Origin of the sequence: Streptomyces sp. NPDC014894 (assembly GCF_043080985.1) — a bacterium.
Classification (GTDB): Bacteria; Actinomycetota; Actinomycetes; order Streptomycetales; family Streptomycetaceae; genus Streptomyces.
The window spans coordinates 1-24006 of record NZ_JBIBWD010000001.1; the positions used below are offsets into that span (position 1 = coordinate 1).

The window sequence follows — 24006 nt, forward strand, 5'->3', positions numbered from 1 at the left end:
CCCCGCACTACCAGGCGCCGCGGTTGATGGCCCCCCTCGCGCTGGTTTTGTTGTATACGTCGGGGGGGGGGGGGGGGGGTGTGGGGGGGGCGCGGGGGGGGGCCGCCCGGGGGGGGGCCCCCCCCCGGCCGCGGCCCCGCACCCGGCCGGCGACCCCTCGGGGGCGCGCCCGGCCGGGCCCCGGACGACCCCGGACGATCCCGAGGACCCACGTGGAAGGACAGCGAGTTGACCATGTCGGAGGCTGTGGAGGGCCGGGAGGCCCTCGCCCTGCTGGAGCACGCCCGCGCCGTCGTCGGGCCGGCGCTGCGGGCGGCCGTGGAGAGCATGCCGGGACCGCTGCGCCGGGTCGCGATGTACCACTTCGGCTGGGTGCGCGCCGACGGCTCCCCGGCCGCCGGGGCCGCCGGGGCCACCGGGTCCACCGGCAAGGCGATACGGCCCGCGCTCGTCCTGGCCGCGGCCCGGGCGCTGGGCGGGGAGCCCGGCGGGGCGGTCCGGGCGGCCGTGGCGGTCGAGCTGGTGCACAACTTCACCCTGCTCCACGACGACGTCATCGACGAGGACCCCGTCCGGCGTCACCGCCCCACGGCCTGGGCCGTCTTCGGCGTACCCGACGCGATCATCGTCGGCGACGCCCTGTTCGCCCTCGCGCAGCGGATCCTCGCGGAGGATCCGCACCCCGCGGCGCCGGCGGCCGCCGAGCGGCTCGGCGCCTGTGTGCTGGAGCTGTGCGCCGGACAGCAGTCGGACTGCGCCTTCGAGGAGCGCGGACCGCACGAGGTCTCCCTCGACGAGTGCCTGACGATGGCGACGGCCAAGACCGGGGCGCTGCTGGGCTGCGCCTGCGCGCTCGGCGGTCTGTACGCGGGGGCGGCCGCGGAGGAGGCCGACGCCCTGGACTCCTTCGGCCGGGAGGCCGGGCTCGCCTTCCAGCTGATCGACGATCTGATCGGCATCTGGGGCGACCCCGGCCGCACCGGCAAACCGGCCGGGGCCGATCTCGCCGCGCGCAAGAAGTCCCTGCCGGTGGTGGCGGCCCTCGGCTCGGGCACCCCGGCCGCCGCCGAGCTGGCCGCGCTCTACCGGGGGCCGATGACCGAGGCGGACGTGGCGCGCGCCGCCGACGCGGTGGAGCGGGCCGGCGGGCGCGACTGGGCGCAGCTCCACGCGGCGGACCGGATGGCCCGGGCGGTGCAGGAGCTGTCCCACGCGGTGCCGGACCTGGCGGCGGCGGGGGATCTGCTGGCGCTGGCGGAGTTCGTCACGCGCCGCACCCGCTGACGACCTTCCCGTACGCGACCTCCCCGTACGCGACCTCCCCGTACGCGACCACCTCGTACGCACCGCGCTCGCGCCCGTCGCCCCCGCGCCTGCCCTGCCCGGACGCGCCGCGCGGGCCCGCCCGGAGGATGCTTGCTAAACCACTACGGATGGAGCACTATAGGCGGAGTGGTTTCGCCCGGCGGTATGACCTCCGGGCGGACCGTACCCGCGTTCCTCGGCGAAAAGGACCCCTATGCGCAAGCTCAGCTACTCCGTCGCGGCCTCCCTCGACGGCTTCATCGGAGACCCCGGCGGGGATGCCGAGTTCGGTATGAAGTTCGTGACCGGGGATTATCTGGACTATCACCGGACCGAGGCCGTCGACGCCCTGCCGACCGCCGCCCGCACGGCGTTCGGCGTCGACGACGCGGCGAACACCGTGTACGACACGATCATCCAGGGCCGGCACAGCTACGATCTCGCGCTGGCCATCGGCATCACCTCGCCCTATGCCCATCTGCGCCAGCTGGTTGCCTCCCGCTCGCTCGCCGAGTCCCCGGACCCGGCGGTGGAGATCGTCTCCGGCGACCTCGCGGCCAGGGTCCGGGAGCTGAAGCGCGAGGAGGGCCTCGGCATCTATCTCTGCGGCGGGGCGGACATCGCCGGGCAGCTGCGGGACGAGGTGGACGAGCTGGTGATCAAGACGTATCCGGTCGTTCTCGGCTCCGGGATGCCGATGTTCGCGGCGGACTTCCGGGTGGACGAGTTCGCCCTCGGTCCGGTGCGCTCCTTCGACAACGGCGTCATGGTGCGGACGTACCGCAGGGTCCGCTGACCGCGCCGCCCCGGGGCCGCGCGGGGCGGTGCTCCGTTCGGCCGCCGCCGGCTGTCCGCGCCGCGCCCGCCGCCGTACCCTGGACTCATGGGCAGCAATGGACGCCGGACCGTCCGCGACCCGCAGCCCGAGCCCGCGTGCCCGGAGTGCGGACAGCCTGTCGGTACCGTCATCAAGCGACGCAAGACCCTGGGGGCCTTCGTCCCCTCCTGGGGCCCCGGCCCCTGTCGTAATCCGGCCTGTACCGCGTACGCCGGACAGCCCGCGGGGCCGTCCTCAGGCGGTTCCGGTGCGACGATCGGTACGGTCTGAGCCATCCCTGCTGTTCGACGGAGGCTCCCGTACCGCTACAGTCCGCGCCATGTCATCGGAGTCGACTGAAGTCTGGGCGGGCTGGTACCGCGACCGACGTGGCGCGGAAGCGGTCACGATCGCGGCGCACGGACGGCAACTGCGCACGCGCATCAGGGGTGTTGAGTACGAAGGGGCCGCTTTTGCCGCCCTGGAGACCGTGGGGGCGGAGGGCGTGCTCTCCTCCTGTGTACTGGAATGGGACATACCGCTGCCCGTTCACTCGGAGGGCACGGTCGAACGGGCCACACTGAGCTGTCTGTTGACGCTCGGCGAACTGAGGCCCGAGGGGTCGCTCGATCGGGCGGATCTGAATCTCACCCTCCACTACGGCGGGGCGGCCTACGAGTCCGGGGTCGCGGGGGGCGACTTCGACGACGCCCTCGACCGGATCCAGAAACAGCTCCCGCACGGGGCCGAGCTGGCGACCCTCACGTCCGCCGACGCCTGAGGGCCCGGCCCGCCCGTACCGGCGTGCTCGTGACGCCGCACCGGGGACGTCCCGCCGCCGACCGGCGGGACGCCCCCTCGGCTCACCCGGCGACGGGCGGGCGGAACGTCAGCGGACGCTCTTCATCGCCGACGCGAGGCCGTTCGCCCACAGGGCGTTGACCCGGGCCCGCTCGGCCGCGTTCGGGTTGGCGTTCTGGCAGGAGGTGCCCGGCCCGCCGCCCGACATCAGCTCGCTGCACGGGCCGCGGTAGTTGTCCGGGAGGCCGAGCACGTGCCCGGTCTCGTGGGACGTCACCCGGTAGGAGTTGTACTGCTGGTTCTGCCGGTAGTCGAGGAAGATGTAGCCCCGGCCGTGGCCGTCGGTGCTCGCGTACGAGCCCCGGGAGTCATTGCCCTCGTAGTAGCGGAAGCTCGGGTTGCTGCCCTCCTGGAGCCGCACATTGCTCACCGAGCTGTTCCATATCTGGGTGGAACGGGCTATCTGGGCGCGGAAGGTGGGCGCGTTCGCCGCGTTGTACGTGACGGTGACGACCCGGGCTCCCGGGTTGGCGGCGCGCTTCTCGGCGACCGACTTCAGCACGGCCCGGAAGAAGGCCTTGGTCGCCTTCGTGTCCTCGGCCGAGCCCTCGTAGGCGGCGTACGAGGGGGTCGCGGGCGCCGCGGGGGACGGCGAGGCGGCGGCGGAGGCGGGGACGGCTCCGAGGGCGGCGGCGAGCGCGACGCCGAGGGCGGCGGAGAAGGCGGCTCTGGGGTGACGCATGGGGGGCTCCTACTCGTCCGGTGAACGGATTCGGTACGGCGAGTTTCGGGCAGGAAGCCCGTTCGCGGATGATGCCAACTCGCGATAACACCAGCGAATCATCATGTCCATGTCCGTCCGCTGTGCCCGAACTGTGTGTCTGGTGTGACCGCTGGAGCCGGTCCTACTCTCGGGTCATGGAGCTCGACTTGAGGCACCTCCGCGCCCTGTGCGCCATCGCGGACACCGGAAGCCTGCACAAGGCCGCCCGCCGGCTGGGCGTCAGCCAGCCCTCGCTGACCACGCAGTTGAGGCGCATCGAGAACTCCCTCGGCGCGGAGCTGTTCTGGCGGGAGCGCTCCGGCTGCCGGCCCACACCGGTCGGCCGCGCCGTGCTCACCCGGGCCCGGCCGCTGGTGGCCGAGATGACCGCCCTCGTGGTCGAGGCCAAGGCGGCGGCCGCCCGGTGCGGCGGCCCCGGGCTGCGCATCGGCTCCACCGCCAGCCGCGCCCTCCCGGGCTGGCTCGGCAGACTCCGGCAGCGGCTGCCCGGCGCCGACATCTCCCTCCACATGGACGTCTCGGCCAACGCGCTGCTGCGCATGGTCGCGGCGGGACAGCTCGACGTCGCCTTCGTCCACGAGGTCGAGGGCTGCCCGCTGCTGGTGCCCGGCGGGCTCGCCGTACGGGTGCTCGTGGAGCGCGAGCCGCAGTTCGTCTCACTGGCCCGGGACCATCCGGCGGCCGCCGCGGCCGTGGTGGAGCTGGCCGATCTGGCCGACGACCGCTGGATCGTCGACCCCACCGTGGACGGCGAGTGGGACGGTCTGCGCCGGGTGCTCGCCGCCGCCGGACTCAACCCCTCCGTGCTCCACGGGGATTACCACACCGCCGCGTCCCTGGTCGCGGTCGGCGAGGCGGTCGCCCCCTGCCAGCCGACCTCCGGCCCGCGCGAGGACATGGTGATCCGCCCGCTGCGGGGCGACCCGCTCGCGGTCCGGCTGCTGCTCTGCTCCCCGGCCGGCACGGCCGAGCGGCACACGGCCGTCTACGCGGACCTGGAGTCCGCGTACCGCGAGGTCGCCTCGGGCGCGGCCGCGTACCGCCAATGGCTCCTGCGCCACAAGAGCCCTCTGCTCACGGCCCCGGCGGCCTGAGCGCGGGCCGACACGGCTGGGCGCGGGCTCTTCTCGGGCGGCGGATCCGGGTCGGGTCGGGTCGCGTCAGCTCAGGTCAGACCGGGTCAGGTCGGCTCAGGTCAGCTCAGGTCAGACCGGGTCGCGTCAGCTCAGGTCAGACCGGGTCAGGTCGGCTCGGGTCGGGGCAGCAGGGAGCGGGCCTGTTCCCTGGCGGTGTCGAGGGCGTCGGGGAAGACGCCGAGACCGTGGGCGACCAGCGCGCCCTCGTGGAGGAGCATCAGCGCGCGGCCGACGCGCCCATCGCCCGACAGCTCGGTGAAGAGGGCGAGCATCCACACCTTCTGACCGGTGATGACCGCGTGGGCGGGATGGCGCGGATCGCTGATCTCGGCATGGGCGTTGACCATGCCGCATCCGCGCGCGCTGTGCTCGGCCGTCCAGTCGCGGGAGGCGTCGAAGACGGTCAGCACCCGCTCCGCGCGGTCCTCGCCGGCCGCCGCGAGCCGCTCGGCGAGAAAGGCGCGCCATCGCTCGTCACGGGCGGCGAGGTACTCCACCACCAGCTGCTCCTTGGAGCCGAAGCGGTCGTAGAGGGTCTTCTTGGTCACCCCCGCCTCGGCCGCGATGAGATCCACGCCGACGGCGTGGATCCCGCGCTCGTAGAAGAGCCGGGAGGCGGCCTCCAGGGCGCGCCGGGCGCCGGGAGTCAGGGTCACGCGGTGCGGAGCTGCCATGCCCACCAGTATACCGATCTGTATACTCGACTTGAGTAAACCGATCTGTCTACTGGGGTGGGTGGGACCGATGCCGTTGAACGCCCTGCTCTGCGCCGCCTTCGTGCTCTGCTGGAGCTCCGGATTCATCGGGGCGAAGCTCGGCGCGGGCAGCGCGGCGGCCGTGACCGTGCTCATGTGGCGCGCTCTGCCGCCGGCCGTCGTCCTGGCGGCGGTCGCCGCGATCGTCGCCCGGGGCTCCTGGCGCGGGCTGACCGTCCGGGCCGCCGCGCGACAGGCGGCGATCGGCGCGCTCTCGCAGAGCGGCTATCTGCTCACCGTCTACTGGGCGATCCAGCTCGGCGTCTCCAGCGGCACCACCGCGCTGATCGACGGCACCCAGCCGCTGGTCGCGGGCGCGCTCGCCGGGCCGCTCCTCGGCCAGTACGTCTCCGGGCGGCAGTGGGCGGGCCTGGGCCTCGGGATCGCGGGCGTCGCCGTCGTCACCCTCGCGGACGCGCGCTCCGCCGACGGGGTCGCGGTGTGGGCGTACGCGGTGCCGTTCCTCGGGATGCTCTCGCTGGTCGCCGCGACCTTCCTGGAGGGCCGCACCCGCGAGGAGGTCGCGCCGTCGGTCGCGATGACGATCCACTGCGCGGTGAGCGCCGTCGTCTTCACCGCGCTCGCCCTGGCGCTGGGGGCCGCGACGCCGCCCGCCGACGCGTCCTTCTGGACGGCGGTCGGCTGGCTGGCGGTGTTCGCGACCTTCGGCGGCTACGGGCTGTACTGGCTGGTGCTGCGGCGCTCGGGGCTGGTCCGGGTGAACACGCTGATGTTCCTGATGGCCCCGGTCACGGCGGTCTGGGGAGCCCTGATGTTCGGCGAGCCGTTCGGGGTCCAGACGGCGGCCGGGCTGGCGCTGGGGCTGGCGGCGGTGGTGATCGTGTACGCGGGGGAGGGCGGGGCCGGGGGTCCCGGGGCCCGGGCGGGCCGCCCGGCCCGGGCGGGCTCGCGGGCCGCCGAGGGGGCCGTCGCAGGGGCCGACGGGCGCGGCCCGGACCGCCTGGCCCGCCCGGACCGCCCGGTCTCCCCGGATCCGCCGGCGCGCTGCCGATGACCGCCGACGGCGGCGGACCCGGCGGCGCCGTTCCCGCCCGCGCATTCCGGCATTCCGTGGAAAAGCTCCGATTAAATGGCTGAAATTCGCTGCCGAACCGGCGGCGGGGATCGATATCACGCGGTGAAGACACTGGCGCCGCCCGCGCCGGAGGTCTATCCGGGGGCGCCGCCCGCCTCGTCCAGCAGCAGATAGAGCAGTCCGAGCAGGCTGCCCCCGCTCACCACCTCACGGCGGTCGATCATTCCCCGGATCCGGTCGATCGGCAGCCACTCGATCCGGTCCGACTCGTTCAGCTCGGTCGGCGGCCCGGCGTAGACCGCGCCGTCGGCCCGGAAGACATGGTGCTCGGAGTCGGTGATGCCGTTGGCGGACTGCGCGTACACCAGCGGCCGCACCGAGGAGACCCGCCAGCCGGTCTCCTCCTCGACCTCCCGGGCGGCGGTCTGTCCGGGGGTCTCGCCGGGCTCGATCAGGCCCATCGGCAGCTCCCACCCCCAGGTGTCGGTGATGAACCGGTGCCGCCACATCATCAGCACCCGCCGGCGGTCGTCCACCACGGCGGCGACCGCGAGATGGCGCATCCGGACGATGTGGTGTTCCAGCCGGAGGCCGTCGGGCTGGGACACATCGGCGAGCCAGAGGTTCACCCAGGGGTTCTCGTAGATCGGGCGTTCCCCGTGGACGGTCCACCGCATGTCCCAACTCCTCAGCAACGACGTGTCCTTCGGCCTGTCGCGCACCACTGTCCCCGCCGGGGGCCGGGGCTTCCCACTCGTCCATCACCCGTTCGGCCCAACGCCTCCCGGTTCTTCCGCGATCCGCCGGGACGCCCCTCTCCCGGATATCGTCCAAAGCGGAACAATCGCCGCCCCCCGCGTCGCCGGGGTCACGTGATATTCGCGTTCTCCGGTTTTCTCCCGCACCATGTCCTCACCGCCCGCGCACGGTTGTCCGGTATTCCGCCGGACCGGCCGCTGTCGCCCCCATGGGCTCTCTGAGCAGCCCGAAGAGCGGTCGGAACGGTCAGTGCGAGCAGCTCCGGCGTCCCGGCCGCACGGGAATCACCGTGATTCGCGAAGGTGAATTCGCAAATTACTTGGAAAATACACTGCTAAGATGACATTCACCCCGGTCGTCCGCGCGGTCCTTCCGCTGTCCGGCATGGCCTCCACGCACCACCGTGTCCCGCCGCGACTCGACCACCGGCGCACGACCGGCGTCGCGCACGCGGTGGTGTCCCGAGGCAGTTTTTCTTCCGTTACCAGAAGGTAGAGTTTTGTGAACCGTGTGTCGGATGCGGCTGTCCCCGACGTCTCCGTCGTGGTCGGCGCCTACAACGCGATGCCCTATCTGACCCGGTGCATCCGGTCCGTCGTCGACCAGACGCTCGGCCGTGACCGCATCGAGCTGATCGCGGTCAACGACGGCTCGACGGACGGCACCGGCGAGGAACTGGACCGGATGGCCGAGGAATTCCCCTCCGTGGTGCGCGTGATCCACCAGGAGAACTCCGGCGGCCCCTCCGCGCCCCGCAATGTGGGCATCGAGCAGGCCCGGGGCCGATTCATCTTCTTCCTCGACGCCGACGACTACCTCGGCGAGGAAGCCCTCCAGCGCATGGTCTCCATGGCCGACGCCAACAGCTCCGACGTGGTGCTCGGCAAGATGGTCGGCGTCGGCGGGCGCGGCGCGCCCAAGTCGATGTTCAAGCGCAACCAGCCCAAGACCGACGTGTTCAGCTCCGCGGTCTACTGGACGCTCAACCCGCTCAAGCTCTTCCGCCGCGACCTCATCGAGCGCCTCGGACTGCGCTTCCGCACCGATATGCGCACCGGCGAGGACCAGCCCTTCGTCTCCATGGCGTATCTCCACGCCCGCGCGATATCCGTGGTCGCCGACTACGACTGCTACTACTGGGTCGAGCGCGAGGACGGCAACAACGTCACCCGCACCACCCGCGGCACCCACCCCCGCATCAAGTACCTGCGCGTGATGATGGAACTGCTGGCCCGCGAGGTCAAGAGCAGCACCAAGCGGGACATCCTGCTCCGCCGCCACTTCGACGTCGACATCAAGTCGGCGCTGCGGCATCTGCTCCGCGAGACCGAGCCGGAGATACGCGACTCGGCACTGGCCGAGATACAGCAGCTCATCACCGCCAACCTCACCGAAGAGCTGACCGAGCGCTACCCGGCGGTGCACCGCCTGCGCCTCCACCTCGCCCGCCACGGGATGCTGGAGGAGCTGCGCGAGGTCACCCGCTTCGACCAGGCCCGCAAGCGCGGCAAGGTCGTCGTCGAGAAGGGCCGCGCCTACGCCGCGTACCCCTACTTCCGGGACATCGGCCGGGCCGTCCCCGACCACTGCTACGACATCACCCGCGAGCTGACCGTCCGCCACCACCTCGACGTCGCCGAGATGGACGGCTCCGAGCTGGAGCTGAGCGGACACGCCTACATCCACACCGTCGACACCGTGGACACCGCCATCGAGGCCGTGCTGCGCGAGCGCGACAGCGGAGTGGAGTACAGCTTCCCGGCCGAGAACCTCGCCGCCCCCTCCGTCTCCGAGGAGGCGGGCGAGGGGATGTACGACTACGGACAGTCCGGCTTCCGCGTCCGTATCGACACCCTCACCGCCGCCGACGGACAGGTGCTCCCCTCCGGTCTGTGGGACCTGCACATGCGGGTGCGCAGCCAGGGCATCGTCAAGGAGGGGCGCACCGGCAACAAGCGCTCCGACGGCATCGACTCCGAGGCGCGCCCCCGGCTCGTCCACACCCCCGACGGCGCCTCCCACGTCGTCACCCCGTACTACACCAAGCCGTACGGCAACTTCACCCTGGACGTCGGGCAGCGCAAGCACCGCCTCCAGTCGCATGTGAAGGTCGACCGGGCCGCCTGGGCCGAGGACGCCCCCGGCACCGTGGTGATCTCCGGGCACGTCAACGCGGGCGTCAGCCCCGGCGACCTCGTCGTACGCGCCACCTCCGTCGAGCGCACCGTCGACCTCGCCGCCTTCCAGACCGGCGAGGTCACCTCGCCCGGCCCCTTCGAGTTCCGGGTCAGCCTCGCCAAGGCCTTCGCCGACAAGGCGCTCCCGGCCGGCGTCTGGGAGCTGGCCGTCTGCCTCAGCTCGCCCGACCTCGCCGCGACCGTCTGGGTGCCGAACACCCCCGGGCTCACCACCTCGCGCTTCCGTCGCCGGGGCCTGCCCGCCTACGCCAAGCCGCTGGACAAGCGCCAGGTCTTCTCCGTGCGCCTGGCCCTGGTCGACCCGGTCGCGGGTCTCCGCCGCCGGCTGGGCATCGGCGTCTGACCCGCTCCCGCGCACCCCGCGAACGCCTCCGCCCGCCGTACGCACGGCGCGCGGAGGCGTTCGCGCGACGGGGCGCGGGCAGAGGCGTCCGTACGCCCCGAGCGCTCAGCGCCAGGGGATGTTCCGCCACGGACTGCCCTCGCCGCCCGTCAGCAGCCGGTGCGCGACCACGTTCTGCTCGTAGAACCGGCCGTACTCCTCCTCGTCGAAGCGGAGCACCCGGCCCAGCGCGTACCCCGCCGAGAACTCCTCCCACGAGTGGTACGCCGACTTGCTCAGCGCCCCCGCGTACACGATCGCCTGCTCCGCCTCCTGCGGATGGCAGAACCGGGCCGCCAGCCCCCAGCGGGCCAGATTCACCGCCCGCCCGTAGTCGTAGGCGACCGTCGTCGTCACCCGCCCGTCCGGCGGCAGCAGCCCGTCGGCACGGAACCGCGCCTCGTACCGCAGCACCCGCCGGACCAGCTCCTCGATCCCCTTCACCGCGACGGAGTCCGCGCCGATGTCCTGCGCGTGCCCCGCCGCCGTCTCCCGCCACAGATCCGCCGACGGCGGGCCCCCGAGCCCCGAGCGCAGCCGCTCCCGCACCCGCAGTACGAAATCGGGCTCCGGCGGGCTGTTGCGCGCGTCCAGCAGCGTGCTCAGCTGCCGCTGCCAGCCCTCGCGCCCGGTGATGCCCCAGCTGTCGCGCAGCGACTCCAGCTGCCGGCCGTACTCCTCGTAGACCGTGCCGACCTCGTTCCACGGCACCCCGTTGCCGACCGCCAGATGCGCCCCGCAGGCCAGCCCGTAGGCGAGCGGCCCGTACAGCGCGCCGTGGCGCAGCGCGATCAGCCGGTCCCCGTCCGGGCGGTCGTTCTCCGCGTAGTACCGCAGCCACAGCGCCCGGTGCTGCGCGGTGGCCGGCAGCAGCACCCGCGCCGGGGTGCCGGTGTTCACCGACAGCAGCTGCGCCGGGTCCCGCCAGCCGAACTCGGCGATCCACCGCAGCGAGACGCCGTGGAACACCCAGTCCGGATGCCACGGCGGCAGCATCCCCCGGGTGAGCACCGAACGGCAGCTCCGCCCGGCCTCGTCCCGGTGCGCGCGCCAGACGATCGTCTCCGGCGAGGCGTCTGCCTCCGCCTTCGGCGCGGCTATGTACAGCTCGGCGTCGGCCAGCACCCTCAGCTGCGCCTCCACATCGCCGCGCGCCCCGGCCTCGTACAGCAGATGCTCGGTCACGGACGGCGGGACCCAGGCGGGGCCGGGCGGCGGGCCCCACGGGGCGCCGGACGGGCCGGGGGCCGGTCGGGTCACCACGGGATGTTCCGGTAGGGGCTCATGGGGTCCTCGGTGAGGATGCGGTGGTGGGCCAGCGACTCCCGGTGCCGGGCGGCGGATTCGCCGTCGCTGTCGGGCCCGGTGTCGGACCGGCTGCCGGGTCCGGACCCGGATTCGGTGCCGGTGCCGGTGTCAGTGCCGGACTCGGTGTCGAAGAGGATCAGCCGGGCCAGGGTGTAGCCGAGGGAGAACTCCGCCCAGGAGCCGTACGCCCGCCGGGCCCGCGCCCCGATCTCCAGCACCGCCCGCTCCGCCTCCCCGGGGTCGCAGTAGCGCGCCGACAGCGCCAGCCGTACGACATTGACCGCCCGGCCGTGGTCGAAGGCGGCCAGACTGTCGATCCGGCCGTCGGGCGCGAGCAGGCCCTCGGTGCGCAGCCGCGCCTCGTGCCCCGCGATCCGCCGCAGCGCCTGCCCGGCCTCGGCCGCCTCCGCGCCGTGCGCGCCGCGCCCGGCCAGGGTCCGCGAGACGGCGTCCGCCCACTCCCCGTACACCGGTGTGCGCCCCAGCCGCTCCGCCAGCGTCCGCCGGGCCCGCAGCACGTACTCCTCGGCGCGGCCCGAGAGCCGGTTCTCCGTCAGCGCTTCGAGCACCCGCGCGTAACCGGCCCGGTGGTGGACGCCCCACGGATTCCGCAGCCGTGCGACGTCCGTGCCGTAGTCCTGGTAGACCGCCCCGAGCTGATTCCACACGATGCCGTTGTGCACGGCCAGATGGGCGCCCAGCGCCAGAGCGCGGGCGAGCGGCCCGTGCAGCGGGCCGCCGCCGTGCGTGAGCAGCCGCCCGCCGGGCGGACCGCCCGACCGCTCCCGGGCGCTCCGCCACGCCCTGCGGTGCCTGGGCCGGGCCTCGACCGCCACCTCGTACGGCGTGCCCGGATTGACCGCGAGCCACCAGCCGTTGTCCGGCCAGACGTCGGCCAGCTCGGCCAGCGAGGTCTCCCGGAAGACCCACTCCGGGTGCCAGGGCGGCAGCATCCCGGGCGTCAGCACGGGCACCCGCATCCGCCCCGTGGCGGGATCCCGCTGCGACGGCAGCGGCGCGGCGAACCCCGGTGCGTCGGCGTGCGGCCGGGCGGTGAGCAGATACAGCCTCGTCCGCGCCAGCGCCTCGACCACCGCCTCCCGCCCCCCGCCCGCCCCCGCCTCGCACACCCACCGCTCCATCTCCGTCGGCGCGCTCCGGACCGCCGCCCCTGTCCCCGTCGTCACATCCCGATCCTATGAAACGCCCCGGCGCCCTGAGGCTCTCGGCCCCACCGGTCGCGGCGAGACCGGGCCACCGGGGGCGGGGTCAAGATGCGGATCATGAGCGTGTGCGTCGACGAACCCGCCCGCCTCGGTGGGAGCCGGCTGCCCGAGGGGCGGCTCCTCGCTTGAGGCGGCGGCGGCCGCTCCGGCCCGCGTCGGGGGTCGCGGGCGCAGGGGCGGCCGGTCCTGGGGTCAACGCAGTGCTTGGGCGACCCGCTGACCCAACCTCTCGTCGTGGAGGGCGCCGACCGTCCGCCAGACAGCGTCGGAGACCTCTTCGGCCTGGAGTTCGCCGATGTCGGCGGCGGTGCGGAAGAGGAAGCGGAAGTCGAAGTGCCGGTGGGCGGGTTCGCCCTTGGCGGGGTTGGCGTCGACGGGGTGGATGTCGATGTGGAGCGGAGTCTCGCCGTGCGGGCTGACGACGTGGCGCGGGATGCCGGTCTCCTCTGCGAGTTCGCGGCCGGCGGCCTGCAGGAGCGTCTCGTCCGAGGGCTCCAGATGACCGCCGGGCAGAAGCCACTTCTGAGTCGCGTTGTGGAGGATGTGCAGGACGCGGCCGTCGGGGCCGACGAGAATGGCCCCTGCGGTGACGTGGCCGGGCAGGGTCTTGCGGTTGGTGAGATCGTCTCCGTCGTCCAGCAGACCCAGGACGACGCCGAGGTCGCGCTTCTCCTCGGGGTGTTCGTCGAGGTAGGCAGCGATGGTGGTGCGGATGTGGTGGGCCGTGATGGTCATGGTGATCACCTGTTGAAGTAGGAGAGCCAGGTCGCCGCGATGGCTTCGCGGTCGGGTGCGGGGACCTCATGGATGCCGGGGGCGAGGTCGCCGCGGGTGAGCATCCTGATCGCGGCGAGGATCTCGGCCTGGACCAGGAAGATGAACGGCCCAACGCTCGCGCCGTGGAGGAAGTTGACGGCGTTGCCGCCGTTCACCAGATAGAAGTAGTGGCCGGTGGTCCGGTAGCGGGCAACGTGATCGCCGGCCTGGGTGCGGGTGTAGACGTCGGGAAGTCCGGCGAGGTCGAGTTCGTCCTCGCTGCTGGTGACGGTGGCGAGGTAGGCACCATTACGCAGGTGGGAGAAGTCCTCGCCACGGAGGGAGACGGCGCCGGTCGCGCAGAGGACCAGGCCGGCGCCGGTCAGGGCGGCTTCCCTGTCGCGGGCGACCGTGAAGCCTTGGGAGAGTGCCTGGGTGCGGCGGACGGGGTCGATGTCGAAGACGGTGACCTGGACGCCTTTGGCGTGCAGGAGGCGGGCGATCGAGCTGCCGAGCTTGCCGAAGCCGATCACCAGGGCGGGGCGGCCGTGGAGGATGTCACCGCGATCGCGCATGACGGCCTCGGTGGAGAAGACCACGGACTGGCCGACGAGGAAGTCTTCGGGGTCCTTCAGCGGTGAGCGGGCGACGGAGATGACGGGGCAGGGCGGTTTGCCGAGGTCTTCGTAGCGGCGGTGCCCGTTCTCCGTGTCCTCGATCACTCCGGCGACCCGGCCGGTGAAGCGGCTGTGGACGTCGGTGAGGCTGGGGGCGAAGTAGCCGCCGACGTCCAGCAGGGTGACCGTCTGACCGGCGGCACGGGATTCGAGGTAGTCCAGAGCGTCGTCGGCCCGGGCGAACATTTCGCGGGTGAGGGCGTCGACCGTGTACGTCTGCTCGACCTCGCGCTTCGCGGCCGCGTGGACAGACTTCGGCTTGGGCAGCACCGAGGTGAGCCGGGTCATCGCGGCGACCGCGCGGACGAACGCGGGACGCTCGCCCAGCAGGTGCGTGATGAGGAACGACGCCGTCTGCTCACCCGGGGCGAACTGGGCGGCGACGCGGGCGAAGTAGGCGTCCAGCCGGGCGCGTTCGAAGGTCTCCATGGCGGTTTCCTCTCATCCGTTCCGTCCGGGGGCCGTGCGAGGAGATGCGGGTTCAGCGGGTGCGGGCGGAGTGAGCAGGACGCTCGTACTGTCGTGTCTCCCGTGGCCTGGAAGCAGGACCGGGCGATGCTCCGTGAGGGGTTCCACGCTCAGGACCGTCCACAAGGCTCGACAAGTGATGACGCTCTGATCGTGGCGTCCGGCCGACTCGCCGCCAATTACCGGCTGTTCTACCTCCGTTCCACTTCCGTCCCGCCGGCTGCGCGGATCTGCTTCGATGACCGGTGGAAAGGAGCGACGCGTGGCGACCGTGCACCACTGGACCGGTCTGGAGGCCAGGGCCCTGCGGCTCGCCCTGCGACTGAGCGTGCGGGCCTTCGCCCAGCGGCTCGGCCTGGCAGCCGCGACCGTGTCCAAGTGGGAGAGCAAGCTCGCCGAAACCGAGCCCAGACCCGACACCCAGGCCATCCTCGACACCGCCCTCGGCCGCGCGGACGCCGCTGTCCACCTGCGGTTCGAAACGCTCCTGTCCGAGATGATCAGCCCGGTGCGGAACGTCGGCCGGCGGCGCGTCACCGCCTCCGGCCCCCGGGCCTGGGAGTACGAGTCCTGGGCCGACGACCTCGACCGCGTCGTGGTCGCCCTGTCCCGGCAGAACTTCGCCTTCGCCGACAGCCTCCTCACCCGGTGGCTGAGCCGGTTCAAGGACCCCGATCCGGACGAGAAGGGCCTGTATCTCTTCGCCCGCTCCACCGCCCTGCTCGGCGATCTGAAGCGCGACCGGGGCGTTGTCCTGGGCCCGCTGTCCGCCCAGCACTCCTATGCCGGCGCCCGCGCGGTCTTCGCCCGGCTCGACATCCCCCGCCGCGTCGCCCAGCTCGACCTGTCACTCGCCGTCATCACCGAGATGTCCGGAAAGCTGGAGAGCGCCGCCCGCGACTACGAGACTCTCGCCGTCGACGACCGGCTCTCCCGCCGCGACCGGGCCCGCGCGAGGCTGTGGGTGGGGACCGCGCTGAGCAAGGGCGGCCGACACGACTGCGCGACCCGCGTCATGCGGGCGGCGACCCGCGACTTCGAGGACCTCACCGAACCGGACGACTGGTCGGTGGCCCACCAGAAACTCGCGCTCGCCCGCCGCGGCGCCGGCGACCTGACCCAGGCCCTGCACTTCATCGACATCGCCCGCGGCAGCGGGACGACCGACTCGCCGATGCAACGTGTGCGACTGGACACCGCTCACGGCCACATCCTGCTCTCCGATGCGGCGACCCGGGATGATGGACTCCTCGTCCTCGACCGGGCCGCCAAGGCGGCCGCGCAGTACGGACTTGTGCACCAACTGCGCAGTATCGAGGGCATCAGGGCCATGAGCGAGGGGCCGGTCGGCCCTCGGCAGCGGTGACCAGGGAGAAGGCGTGGGCAACGACCAGCAGGACATCACCGAGGACCAGTGGTGCCAGGCCGAGCTGATCTGGGACTACCACCGGATGCGGCACGAGCTGCGGCCCGTCGACGTGGCGATCGGGCTGGGCAGCCACGACCTCGGCGTCGCGGCCCACTCCGCCGAGCTGTACCGCTCCGGGCTCTTTCCGACCCTGGTGTTCACCGGCGGCAACAGTCCCACCACCGCCGAGGTCTTCCCGCGCGGGGAGGCCGTCCACTTCCGCGAGCACGCCATCGACCTCGGCGTCCCGGCCGAGGCGATCCTGCTGGAACCAAACGCGGGCAACACCGGACAGAACATCACCCTCTCGCGTGAGGTCCTCGTCGCCGCAGGCATCACCCCGGCGTCGGTGCTGCTGGTCTCCAAGCCCTACATGGAAAGGCGGTCGTTCGCGACCGCCCGCGAACTGTGGCCCGACGTCGAGATCCTCTGCGCGTCGGAGCCACTGGAGTTCGACGACTATCTGAAGTCCATCGGCGACGAGAAACTCGTCCTGGACATGCTCGTCGGCGACCTCCAGCGGGTCATCGAGTATCCGAAGCTCGGATTCGCCATCGAGCAGGCGGTCCCGGAGGACGTGCGTACAGCGTACGAATCCCTCATCCGCGACGGCTTCACCAGCCGCCTCATCGACCGCTGACCCGCCCGGGCCGGCCGACGACCGACGCCCTCGCCGCCACGGGCGGCGAGGGCATCGGCGTGCGCTGTCGGTCCGGCGGCTTCGGGCGCCGTTCCGTTTCGGAACGGACGGTCGTCACTGGGCGGACCGGACGATCGTGCGGTCAAGGAAACGCAGGTCAGACCGCATGATTGCCGATCAAGCCTTCTTGGTCTCCCAGAAGATCTTGTCGACCTGAGCGATGTAGTCCAGCGCCTTCTGGCCCGTCGCCGGGTCGGTCGACGCCTTCGCGGCCGAGAGGGCCTTCAGGGTGTCGTTGACCAGCTGGTGCAGCTCGGGGAACTTCTCGAAGTGCGGGGGCTTGAAGTAGTCGCTCCAGAGCACCGAGATGTGGTGCTTGGCCAGCTCGGCGCGCTGCTCCTTGATGACCGTGGCGCGGGCCCGGAAGTGCGGGTCCTCGTTGGCCTGGTACTTCTCCTGGACGGCCTTGACCGACTCGGCCTCGATACGGGCCTGCGCGGGGTCGTACACGCCGCACGGAAGGTCGCAGTGGGCACTGACCTTCACCTTGGGGGCAAACAGGCGGGAGAGCATTGAGCAGTCCTTCCTCGTGATCGTCTTCTCAGGTGGGACATTACTCCGTGAGAGAGCCGATTCGCGGGTGCCCCCTGGTGCTTAGGACGAAAGTCCGGGGCCGGTATGGGACTCGCGGCCGAACGTAATCTGGGACCCGGAGGTGGCGGATGAGTGAGCAGGGCCGGGAGCCGACGGCTCCGTTCGGGGTCGCGGAGGTGAGCGGGCCCTCGATGTACCCGACGCTTCGGCAGGGGGACCGGCTGCTGGTGCGCTACGGCGCCCGGGTGAGGCCGGGGGACGTAGCCGTGCTGCGCCATCCCCTCCAGCAGGACCTGCTCATCGTCAAGCGGCTCGCGGGGCGGCGCGACGGCGGCTGGTGGGTGCTGGGCGACAATCCGGGGGCCGAGGGGGACAGCCGGGTCTTCGGCGCCGTCCCCCCGGAGCTGCTGCTCGGGCGGGTGCTCGGCCGGTTCCGGCCGTCCGGCGGGGATCAGCGCTCGGTGTTCGCGACGGTCTCCTGGGCCTTCTCCGCGGTGCGGCCGGTGCTCTGCGACCGCTCGGTCTCCAGGCGCTTGCGGGCGCGGTAGGCGGCGACGTTGGCCCGGGTGGCGCAGCGGTCCGAGCAGTAGCGCCGGGAGCGGTTGGTCGAGGTGTCGAGATAGGCGTTGCGGCAGGGCGGGGCCTGGCAGAGGCCCAGCCGGTCGACCCCGTGCTCGGTCAGATGGATCGCGAGGCCCATGGCGGCGATCGCCGCGTACCCCGCCGTGGCGTTCGAGGGGTGGTCGGCCAGGTGCATGTGCCACTTCGGGCGGCCGGTGTCGTCGTCGCGGAAGTCGTGGCCGGAGATCTGGGGGCTGACGGGGAACTCCAGCAGCAGGGAGTTCAGCAGGTCGACCGCCTGGGTCTCGTCCCCGGCGTCGGCCGCCGTGAAGACCGCCCGCAGCCGGCCCCGGACGGAGCGGAAGCGGGTCACATCCGCCTCGGCCGCGCGCCGCGCGGCCTGCTGGGACTCGCCGAACAGCTCCCGGACGGCCTCCACCGAGGTCAGGGAGTCCCTGTTGCGCGCCGGTTCCTCGGTGTTGACCAGCCGTACGGCGTAATCCGAGTAATAGGCCAATTCCACTTGTAGTCCTTACCAGGGCGGTCTATGGTCGGTGCAGCGGCAGTAATGGACAGTGCTGTATTCAGGGTATTACGTACGGAGGGTTCCATGACCGGGACGGTGGCGGGCGCGGGCACGGCGGCGGGGACGGGCGCCGACTGGCGGGCCTGGCAGGAGAGCTGGGACCGCCAGCAGGAGTGGTACATGCCCGACCGCGAGGAGCGGTTCCGGGTGATGCTGGACATGGTCGAGGCCACCGTCGGCCCCGAACCTCGCGTACTGGATCTGGCGTGCGGTACAGGAAGTATCACGGACCGGCTGCTCCGGCGGTTCCCGAAGGCCCTCTGCACGGGTGTCGATCTCGACCCCGCCCTGCTGGCCATCGCCCGCGGCACCTTCGCCGGGGACGACCGCGTCACCGTCGTCACCGCCGACCTCACGGCCCCGGGCTGGACCGACGCGCTGCCGTACGGCTCGTACGACGCCGTGCTCACCGCGACCGCCCTGCACTGGCTCCGCAGCGGACCGCTGGCCACGCTCTACGGGCAGCTCGCCGGGCTGGTCCGGGATGGCGGTGTGCTGATGAACGCCGACCGGATGATCGACCGCTCCACCCCGCGCATAAACGCCGCCGAGCGCGCCCACCGGCACGCCGTGATGGACCGCGCCAAGGAGGCCGGGGCGGTCGGCTGGGCCGAGTGGTGGGCGCTCGCCGCGAAGGACCCGGCGCTCGCCGGACCCACCGCCGAGCGGTTCGAGATCTACGGGGAGCACGCCGACGGCGAGACCCCGTCCCTCCAGTGGCACGCCGAGACCCTGCGGGCGGCCGGCTTCGGCGAGGCCCGGTCGGTGTGGGCCTCGCCCAGCGACAGCCTGCTGCTCGCCCTGAAGTAGCACCGGCCCGCCGGCCGGCCGGAGGCGCTCCGCCGCCCGCCCCGGGGCCGTCCGGGCACGCGAACGGGGAGGGCGGTACGGACACCCGGTCCGTACCGCCCTCCCCGCGCGTACGGCTAGAGCACCTTCGACAGGAACGACTTGGTCCGGTCGTGCTGAGGGTTGGTCAGCACATCGCGCGGATGGCCGGATTCCACCACCACGCCGCCGTCCATGAAGACGAGCGCGTCGCCGACCTCGCGCGCGAAGCCCATCTCATGGGTCACCACGACCATCGTCATGCCGTCCTCGGCGAGCTGGCGCATCACATCGAGCACATCGCCCACCAGCTCCGGGTCGAGCGCCGAGGTGGGCTCGTCGAAGAGCATCAGCTTGGGGTCCATCGCCAGCGCACGGGCGATCGCGACCCGCTGCTGCTGGCCGCCGGAGAGCTGCGAGGGATAGTTTCCGGCCTTGTCGCCCAGCCCCACCTGGTCGAGCAGCTCCAGTGCGCGGGCCCGGGCCGTCGCCTTGGACACGCCCTTGACCTGGACCGGGGCCTCCATCACATTCTCCACCGCCGTCATGTGCGGGAAGAGGTTGAAGCGCTGGAAGACCATGCCGATGTCCCGGCGCTTCAGCGCGACCTCGCTGTCCTTCAGCTCGTACAGCCGGTCGCCCTTCTGGCGGTAGCCGACCAGCTCGCCGTCGACGTAGAGCCGTCCGGCGTTGATCTTCTCCAGATGGTTGATGCAGCGCAGGAAGGTCGACTTGCCGGACCCGGAGGGGCCGATCAGACAGAAGACCTCGCGCGGGGCCACCTCCAGATCGATGCCCTTGAGGACCTCGACCGGACCGAAGGACTTGTGTACGCCCTCGGCCTTGACCATGGCGTTCATGCGGAGACTCCCTTCGGGCGGCGCACCGAGAACACGCTCGACCTGATCTTCTGCAGCGGGGTCGGCGGCAGGGTGCGGCTGGAGCCTCGGGCGTAGTACCGCTCCAGGTAGTACTGGCCGACGCTGAGGATCGAGGTCATGACCAGGTACCAGGCGGCGGCCAGGAAGTACATCTCGACCGGTGCGCCGGAGGTCTGGCCGATGTTCTGGGCGAACCGGAACAACTCGGCGTACTGCACCACCGCCACCAGCGAGGTCGTCTTGAGCATGTTGATGACCTCGTTGCCCGTCGGCGGCACGATCACCCGCATCGCCTGCGGTATCACGATCCGGCGCAGGGTCTTGCTGTGGCTCATGCCCAGCGCGTGCGAGGCCTCGGTCTGGCCCTCGTCCACCGAGAGCAGACCGGCGCGGCAGATCTCCGCCATGTAGGCGGCCTCGTTGAGGCCCAGCCCCAGGAGCGCGGTGAGCAGCGGGGTCATGAAGTCCGACCACTCGTCGCGGTAGAAGCCCAGGTTGATGTACTCGAAGACCAGGCCGAGGTTGAACCAGACGAAGAGCTGCACCAGGACGGGCGTGCCGCGGAAGAACCAGATGTAGAACCAGGCGATGGACGATGTCACCGGGTTCTTGGACAGCCGCATCACCGCGAGCAGGATGCCGCCGACGATGCCGATGGTCATCGACAGCACGGTCAGCAGCAGGGTCTTCCAGACTCCCTCGACGATACGGTCGTCGAAGAAGTAGTCGGGGATCGCGCCCCAGTTGATGGCGCCCTGGGCGAAGGCGTAGACGATCAGCCCGAAGAGCGCGATGGCGACGATGGCGGTGACGTACCGGCCGTAGTGCCGGACCGGGATGGCCTTGATGGCCTCCGCCCCGGCCGGCGGCGTGGGCGCGTCCGGTCCCGTCTTCTTGATGTCGGCAGTCACAGGGAGCCTTTCCGTGGCGAATCAGTAGCTGACCGGGGGGCCGGCGCCGTCAGGACGCCGGCCCCGGACCGGTTCAGGAACCGCCGTTGACCTTGGCCTCGGTCACCGCGCCCGCGGCGACGCCCCACTTGTCCACGATCTTCTTGTACTCGCCGTTCTTGATGATCTCGTCCAGCGCGGCCTTGATCGCGTCCCGCAGCTGGGTGTTGTCCTTGGCCACCGCGATGCCGTACGGGGCCGCCTCGACCTGCTCGCCGACGACCTCGAAGTCCTTGCCGCCGCCCGAGGTCTTCACCGCGTACGCGGCGACCGGGAAGTCGGAGGAGCCGGCGTCGACGCCGCCGGCCCGCAGCCGGGTCTGGGCCTCCAGGTCGTTGTCGAAGGGCTCGATGGTGATCTTGTTCTTGCCGCACTTCTTGTTCTCGGCCTTGGCGAGGTCCTCGGAGACCGTGCCGCGCTGGACGGCGATCTTCTTGCCGCACAGCTCGGACCAGGAGGCGATGCCCTGGGTGTCGCCCTTCTTGGTGTAGATCGAGACGCCGGCGGTGAAGTAGTCGACGAAGTCGACGCCCTCGCCGACCTTCTTGCCCGTCTCCGAGTCGATGCCGTTCTGGCGGTCCTTGCTGTCCGTCATGGCCGACATGGCGATGTCGTACCGCTTGGAGCGCAGGCCCGTGATGAGGGTGTCGAAGGTGCCGTTCTCGAACTCGAACGTCACTCCCAGCTCCTTGCCGAGGGCGGCGCCGATGTCCGGGTCCAGTCCGACCGTCTTGCCCGAGTCGTCCTTGAATTCCACGGGAGGGTAGGCGATGTCCGATCCGACCCGGACCTTCCCGTTGTCCTTGATGGACTGGGGCAGCATCGCGTGGAGCTTGTTCTCGCTCGCCGCGGAGGAGGAGCCGGTCTCCTTGCCGCTCCCCTCCTTCGTGTTCGTCTGGTCGCCACAGCCGGTCAGCAGCATGGTGCCGGCGACCGCGATGGCGCCGACCGCGGCGAACCGGGAGTTGAGGGTCTTCCGGGTCTTCTGGGCGGTCGTCCGGCGCGTGGTGCGTGCGGTCATGTTCGGGGTCCTCCGGCGTGTCAGAGAGCTGCCATTTCGTGGTCGTATCCCGATCGCGTCCTCGTCGTTGAGGGGTGCGACCTTGAGTGTTTTCGGCATCTTGCCATTCGGACTAGCCCATTCAGGGGGCCGTGCATGTCAAAATCGGGTAACGGGACACCCCCGACCACCTGGAGGCCGGTGCACCACGACCGGACCATTCACGGGAATACGTCCTTCCGACCGGAAGTTCTGCTGTGTGAAGCAGGCCGCAGGGCAGAAAAAGGGCACGTAGCCGACGTGTCCTGAAATCGGTGATGAGTCATACCCGTATCGGAATATCGACTCGTCCCCGGCGGCTCTGGTCGGGTAAGAAGGATCCTTACACCCCTCATCCGGGGCTCAGGGCGCGTGTGCGGCGTGCCCGCGTGTTCGCATCACACCCCGCAGGGCGGCAGGCCGTCGGAGCGGGGCACGGACACGGTGCCCGCCCACCCCTCCTCAACCCAGGAGTGGAAACCCTCAACTGATGAAGACTTAAGGGGTAAATCAATGGCAGCGGAGATCGTCAATTCTCGCGGCGCGAGCAGCGTCGCCGGCGAGGACAGCGAGAGCGGCGGCGGTACGGAGAGTGCTCCCGAGGAGCCCTTCGATCCCGCCTTCGCCCTCCACCGAGGCGGCAAGATGGCCGTCCAGGCGACCGTGCCCGTGCGGAACAAGGACGACCTGTCCCTCGCGTACACACCCGGTGTGGCCAAGGTGTGCAGCGCCATCGCGGAGAATCCGGAGCTGGTCCACGACTACACCTGGAAGTCCCAGGTCGTGGCCGTGGTCACGGACGGGACCGCTGTGCTCGGTCTCGGTGACATCGGCCCGGAGGCGTCGCTTCCGGTGATGGAGGGGAAGGCGATCCTCTTCAAGCAGTTCGGCGGCGTGGACGCGGTGCCGATCGCGCTCGCCACCACCGACACGGACGAGATCGTGGAGACGGTGGTCCGTCTGGCGCCCTCCTTCGGCGGGGTGAATCTGGAGGACATCTCCGCGCCGCGCTGCTTCGAGATCGAGCGCAGGCTGCAGGAGCGGCTGGACATCCCGGTCTTCCACGACGACCAGCACGGTACGGCCGTGGTGACCCTCGCCGCCCTGCGGAACGCGGCGAAGCTGACCGGCCGGGGCCTGGCCGATCTGCGCGCGGTGATCTCGGGTGCGGGTGCGGCCGGAGTCGCGATCGCGAAGTTCCTGCTGGAGGCCGGTCTCGGCGATGTGGCCCTGGCCGACCGCAAGGGCATCATCGGCCGGGACCGCGAGGACCTGACCCCGGTCAAGCGCGAGCTGGCCGAGATCACCAACAAGGCCGGGATCTCCGGCTCGCTGGAGTCCGCGCTCGCGGGCGCCGACGTGTTCATCGGAGTCTCGGGCGGCACCGTCGCCGAGGCGGCCGTGGCCTCGATGGCCCCGGGTGCGCTGGTCTTCGCGATGGCGAACCCGACCCCGGAGATCCATCCGGACATCGCGCACAAGTACGCGGCCGTGGTGGCCACCGGGCGCAGCGACTTCCCGAACCAGATCAACAATGTGCTGGCGTTCCCCGGGATCTTCGCGGGCGCGCTCCAGGTCCGGGCGTCCCGGATCACCGAAGGCATGAAGATCGCGGCGGCGAACGCGCTGGCGGATGTGGTGGGCGACGCGCTCGCGGCCGACTACGTCATCCCGTCGCCGTTCGACGAGCGGGTGGCCCCGGCGGTGACGGCCGCGGTCGCGGCGGCGGCCCGGGCGGAGGGCGTCGCGCGGCGCTAGCTTGTCGCACGGCGCCGGCTTTTCGCGCCGGGGTCGGGCGGCGCCGGATCGCGTCACGCCGGATCGGACGGGAGGACCGGACTGGATCCGATCCGGCCGTACGAGATCCATGGCGCGTCGGATCGCGGCGCATCGCCCCATACGGCGACGGTCCCGGGCTCCGGCCCGGGGCCGTCGCCGTATGGCCGTATGCCCGGGTGCGGTACGGCCCGGTCCCGTGCGGCCCCGGACCGCCCGACCGGCCCCGTAAGGCCCCTGGCTGCGCGCCGGTCGCGACTCCGGGGCCGGCCGGGCGGCGCGGCGTGCGTCACACTCCGGCGGCGTTCCGTCACGGGCGGTCCCACCCTAGGGTC

General features: G+C 71.6%; 23 protein-coding genes. 11 read left to right on the forward strand and 12 right to left on the reverse strand.

Annotated features, from left to right (window positions below; genetic code table 11):
* The first annotated feature begins 234 nt into the window (after positions 1-234).
* The 3 genes from ACF089_RS00005 to ACF089_RS00015 all read left to right on the forward strand — a co-directional run bounded on the left by ACF089_RS00005 (position 235) and on the right by ACF089_RS00015 (position 2903).
* The gene (locus tag ACF089_RS00005; RefSeq protein WP_392019571.1) at positions 235-1284 is read left to right on the forward strand and encodes a family 2 encapsulin nanocompartment cargo protein polyprenyl transferase; all 1050 of its coding nucleotides are present in this window, start codon (positions 235-237) and stop codon (positions 1282-1284) included.
* 235 nt (positions 1285-1519) lie between these two features.
* Positions 1520-2101 (forward strand): dihydrofolate reductase family protein, encoded by a 582-nt coding sequence (locus ACF089_RS00010; RefSeq protein ID WP_392019574.1) that lies wholly within the window; start codon positions 1520-1522, stop codon positions 2099-2101.
* Between the two features lie 361 nt (positions 2102-2462).
* Positions 2463-2903 (forward strand): DUF6304 family protein, encoded by a 441-nt coding sequence (locus tag ACF089_RS00015; protein ID WP_392019577.1) that lies wholly within the window; start codon positions 2463-2465, stop codon positions 2901-2903.
* A 108-nt stretch (positions 2904-3011) separates the two neighbouring features.
* Here the strand turns inward: ACF089_RS00015 and snpA are convergent, their stop codons facing one another.
* Positions 3012-3665, reverse strand: coding sequence for a snapalysin (snpA, locus tag ACF089_RS00020; RefSeq protein WP_392019580.1), 654 nt, complete (start codon positions 3663-3665; stop codon positions 3012-3014).
* A gap of 176 nt (positions 3666-3841) precedes the next feature.
* Between snpA and ACF089_RS00025 the strand changes: the two genes are divergently transcribed.
* Entirely contained in the window at positions 3842-4801 is a 960-nt protein-coding gene (locus tag ACF089_RS00025; protein WP_392019583.1) for a LysR substrate-binding domain-containing protein, read from the forward strand.
* Between the two features lie 146 nt (positions 4802-4947).
* Here ACF089_RS00025 and ACF089_RS00030 read toward each other — a convergent pair whose 3' ends face one another.
* Positions 4948-5517 carry a TetR/AcrR family transcriptional regulator gene (locus ACF089_RS00030; RefSeq protein ID WP_392019586.1) on the reverse strand — a complete coding sequence of 190 codons (570 nt, stop codon included), beginning with the start codon at positions 5515-5517 and terminating at the stop codon, positions 4948-4950.
* Positions 5518-5593: 76 nt separating this feature from the next.
* Here ACF089_RS00030 and ACF089_RS00035 point away from each other — a divergent pair, with 76 nt between their 5' ends.
* Positions 5594-6613: a DMT family transporter gene (locus ACF089_RS00035; protein WP_392021520.1), complete on the forward strand. Its 1020-nt coding sequence runs from the start codon at positions 5594-5596 to the stop codon at positions 6611-6613.
* Between the two features lie 155 nt (positions 6614-6768).
* On the opposite strand, the gene ACF089_RS00040 is transcribed toward ACF089_RS00035, so the two are convergent.
* Positions 6769-7311, reverse strand: coding sequence for an NUDIX hydrolase (locus ACF089_RS00040; protein WP_392019589.1), 543 nt, complete (start codon positions 7309-7311; stop codon positions 6769-6771).
* A gap of 592 nt (positions 7312-7903) precedes the next feature.
* On the opposite strand from ACF089_RS00040, the gene ACF089_RS00045 reads away from it, so the two are divergent.
* Entirely contained in the window at positions 7904-9934 is a 2031-nt protein-coding gene (locus ACF089_RS00045; protein WP_392019592.1) for a glycosyltransferase, read from the forward strand.
* A gap of 105 nt (positions 9935-10039) precedes the next feature.
* On the opposite strand, the gene ACF089_RS00050 is transcribed toward ACF089_RS00045, so the two are convergent.
* The 4 genes from ACF089_RS00050 to ACF089_RS00065 all read right to left on the reverse strand — a co-directional run bounded on the left by ACF089_RS00050 (position 10040) and on the right by ACF089_RS00065 (position 14369).
* Entirely contained in the window at positions 10040-11233 is a 1194-nt protein-coding gene (locus ACF089_RS00050) for a DUF1266 domain-containing protein (RefSeq protein ID WP_392019595.1), read from the reverse strand.
* Entirely contained in the window at positions 11230-12468 is a 1239-nt protein-coding gene (locus tag ACF089_RS00055) for a DUF1266 domain-containing protein (protein ID WP_392019598.1), read from the reverse strand. The genes ACF089_RS00050 and ACF089_RS00055 overlap by 4 nt, the downstream gene beginning before the upstream one ends.
* Positions 12469-12699: 231 nt before the next feature.
* The gene (locus ACF089_RS00060) at positions 12700-13242 is read right to left on the reverse strand and encodes an NUDIX hydrolase (RefSeq protein ID WP_392019601.1); all 543 of its coding nucleotides are present in this window, start codon (positions 13240-13242) and stop codon (positions 12700-12702) included.
* Positions 13243-13247: 5 nt separating this feature from the next.
* The gene (locus ACF089_RS00065; RefSeq protein ID WP_392019604.1) at positions 13248-14369 is read right to left on the reverse strand and encodes an NAD-binding protein; all 1122 of its coding nucleotides are present in this window, start codon (positions 14367-14369) and stop codon (positions 13248-13250) included.
* Between the two features lie 301 nt (positions 14370-14670).
* Here ACF089_RS00065 and ACF089_RS00070 point away from each other — a divergent pair, with 301 nt between their 5' ends.
* Both ACF089_RS00070 and ACF089_RS00075 read left to right on the forward strand, forming a co-directional pair.
* Positions 14671-15774 (forward strand): helix-turn-helix domain-containing protein, encoded by a 1104-nt coding sequence (locus ACF089_RS00070; protein WP_392019607.1) that lies wholly within the window; start codon positions 14671-14673, stop codon positions 15772-15774.
* A gap of 13 nt (positions 15775-15787) precedes the next feature.
* A complete protein-coding gene (locus ACF089_RS00075) occupies positions 15788-16456 on the forward strand; it encodes a YdcF family protein (protein WP_392019610.1) in 669 nt (222 codons plus the stop codon).
* Positions 16457-16633: 177 nt separating this feature from the next.
* Here the strand turns inward: ACF089_RS00075 and sodN are convergent, their stop codons facing one another.
* Positions 16634-17029 (reverse strand): superoxide dismutase, Ni, encoded by a 396-nt coding sequence (gene sodN, locus ACF089_RS00080; RefSeq protein WP_392019613.1) that lies wholly within the window; start codon positions 17027-17029, stop codon positions 16634-16636.
* A 149-nt stretch (positions 17030-17178) separates the two neighbouring features.
* Between sodN and sodX the strand changes: the two genes are divergently transcribed.
* Complete coding sequence (gene sodX / locus ACF089_RS00085; RefSeq protein ID WP_392019616.1) at positions 17179-17598, forward strand: nickel-type superoxide dismutase maturation protease; 420 nt, start codon at positions 17179-17181, stop codon at positions 17596-17598.
* On the opposite strand, the gene ACF089_RS00090 is transcribed toward sodX, so the two are convergent.
* Entirely contained in the window at positions 17502-18134 is a 633-nt protein-coding gene (locus ACF089_RS00090; protein ID WP_392019618.1) for a CGNR zinc finger domain-containing protein, read from the reverse strand. The genes sodX and ACF089_RS00090 overlap by 97 nt on opposite strands.
* 87 nt (positions 18135-18221) lie before the next feature.
* Here ACF089_RS00090 and ACF089_RS00095 point away from each other — a divergent pair, with 87 nt between their 5' ends.
* On the forward strand, positions 18222-19007 hold the full coding sequence (locus ACF089_RS00095) for a class I SAM-dependent methyltransferase (protein ID WP_392019621.1): 786 nt from the start codon (positions 18222-18224) through the stop codon (positions 19005-19007).
* Positions 19008-19123: 116 nt separating this feature from the next.
* On the opposite strand, the gene ACF089_RS00100 is transcribed toward ACF089_RS00095, so the two are convergent.
* From ACF089_RS00100 to ACF089_RS00110, 3 genes are all read right to left on the reverse strand, one after another.
* On the reverse strand, positions 19124-19885 hold the full coding sequence (locus ACF089_RS00100) for an amino acid ABC transporter ATP-binding protein (RefSeq protein ID WP_392019624.1): 762 nt from the start codon (positions 19883-19885) through the stop codon (positions 19124-19126).
* Complete coding sequence (locus tag ACF089_RS00105) at positions 19882-20817, reverse strand: amino acid ABC transporter permease (RefSeq protein ID WP_392019625.1); 936 nt, start codon at positions 20815-20817, stop codon at positions 19882-19884. The genes ACF089_RS00100 and ACF089_RS00105 overlap by 4 nt, the downstream gene beginning before the upstream one ends.
* A gap of 73 nt (positions 20818-20890) precedes the next feature.
* Positions 20891-21877, reverse strand: coding sequence for an ABC transporter substrate-binding protein (locus ACF089_RS00110; protein ID WP_392019628.1), 987 nt, complete (start codon positions 21875-21877; stop codon positions 20891-20893).
* A gap of 531 nt (positions 21878-22408) precedes the next feature.
* Between ACF089_RS00110 and ACF089_RS00115 the strand changes: the two genes are divergently transcribed.
* Positions 22409-23653, forward strand: a complete 1245-nt coding sequence (locus ACF089_RS00115; protein ID WP_392019631.1) for an NADP-dependent malic enzyme — start codon at positions 22409-22411, stop codon at positions 23651-23653.
* Positions 23654-24006 lie beyond the last annotated feature (353 nt).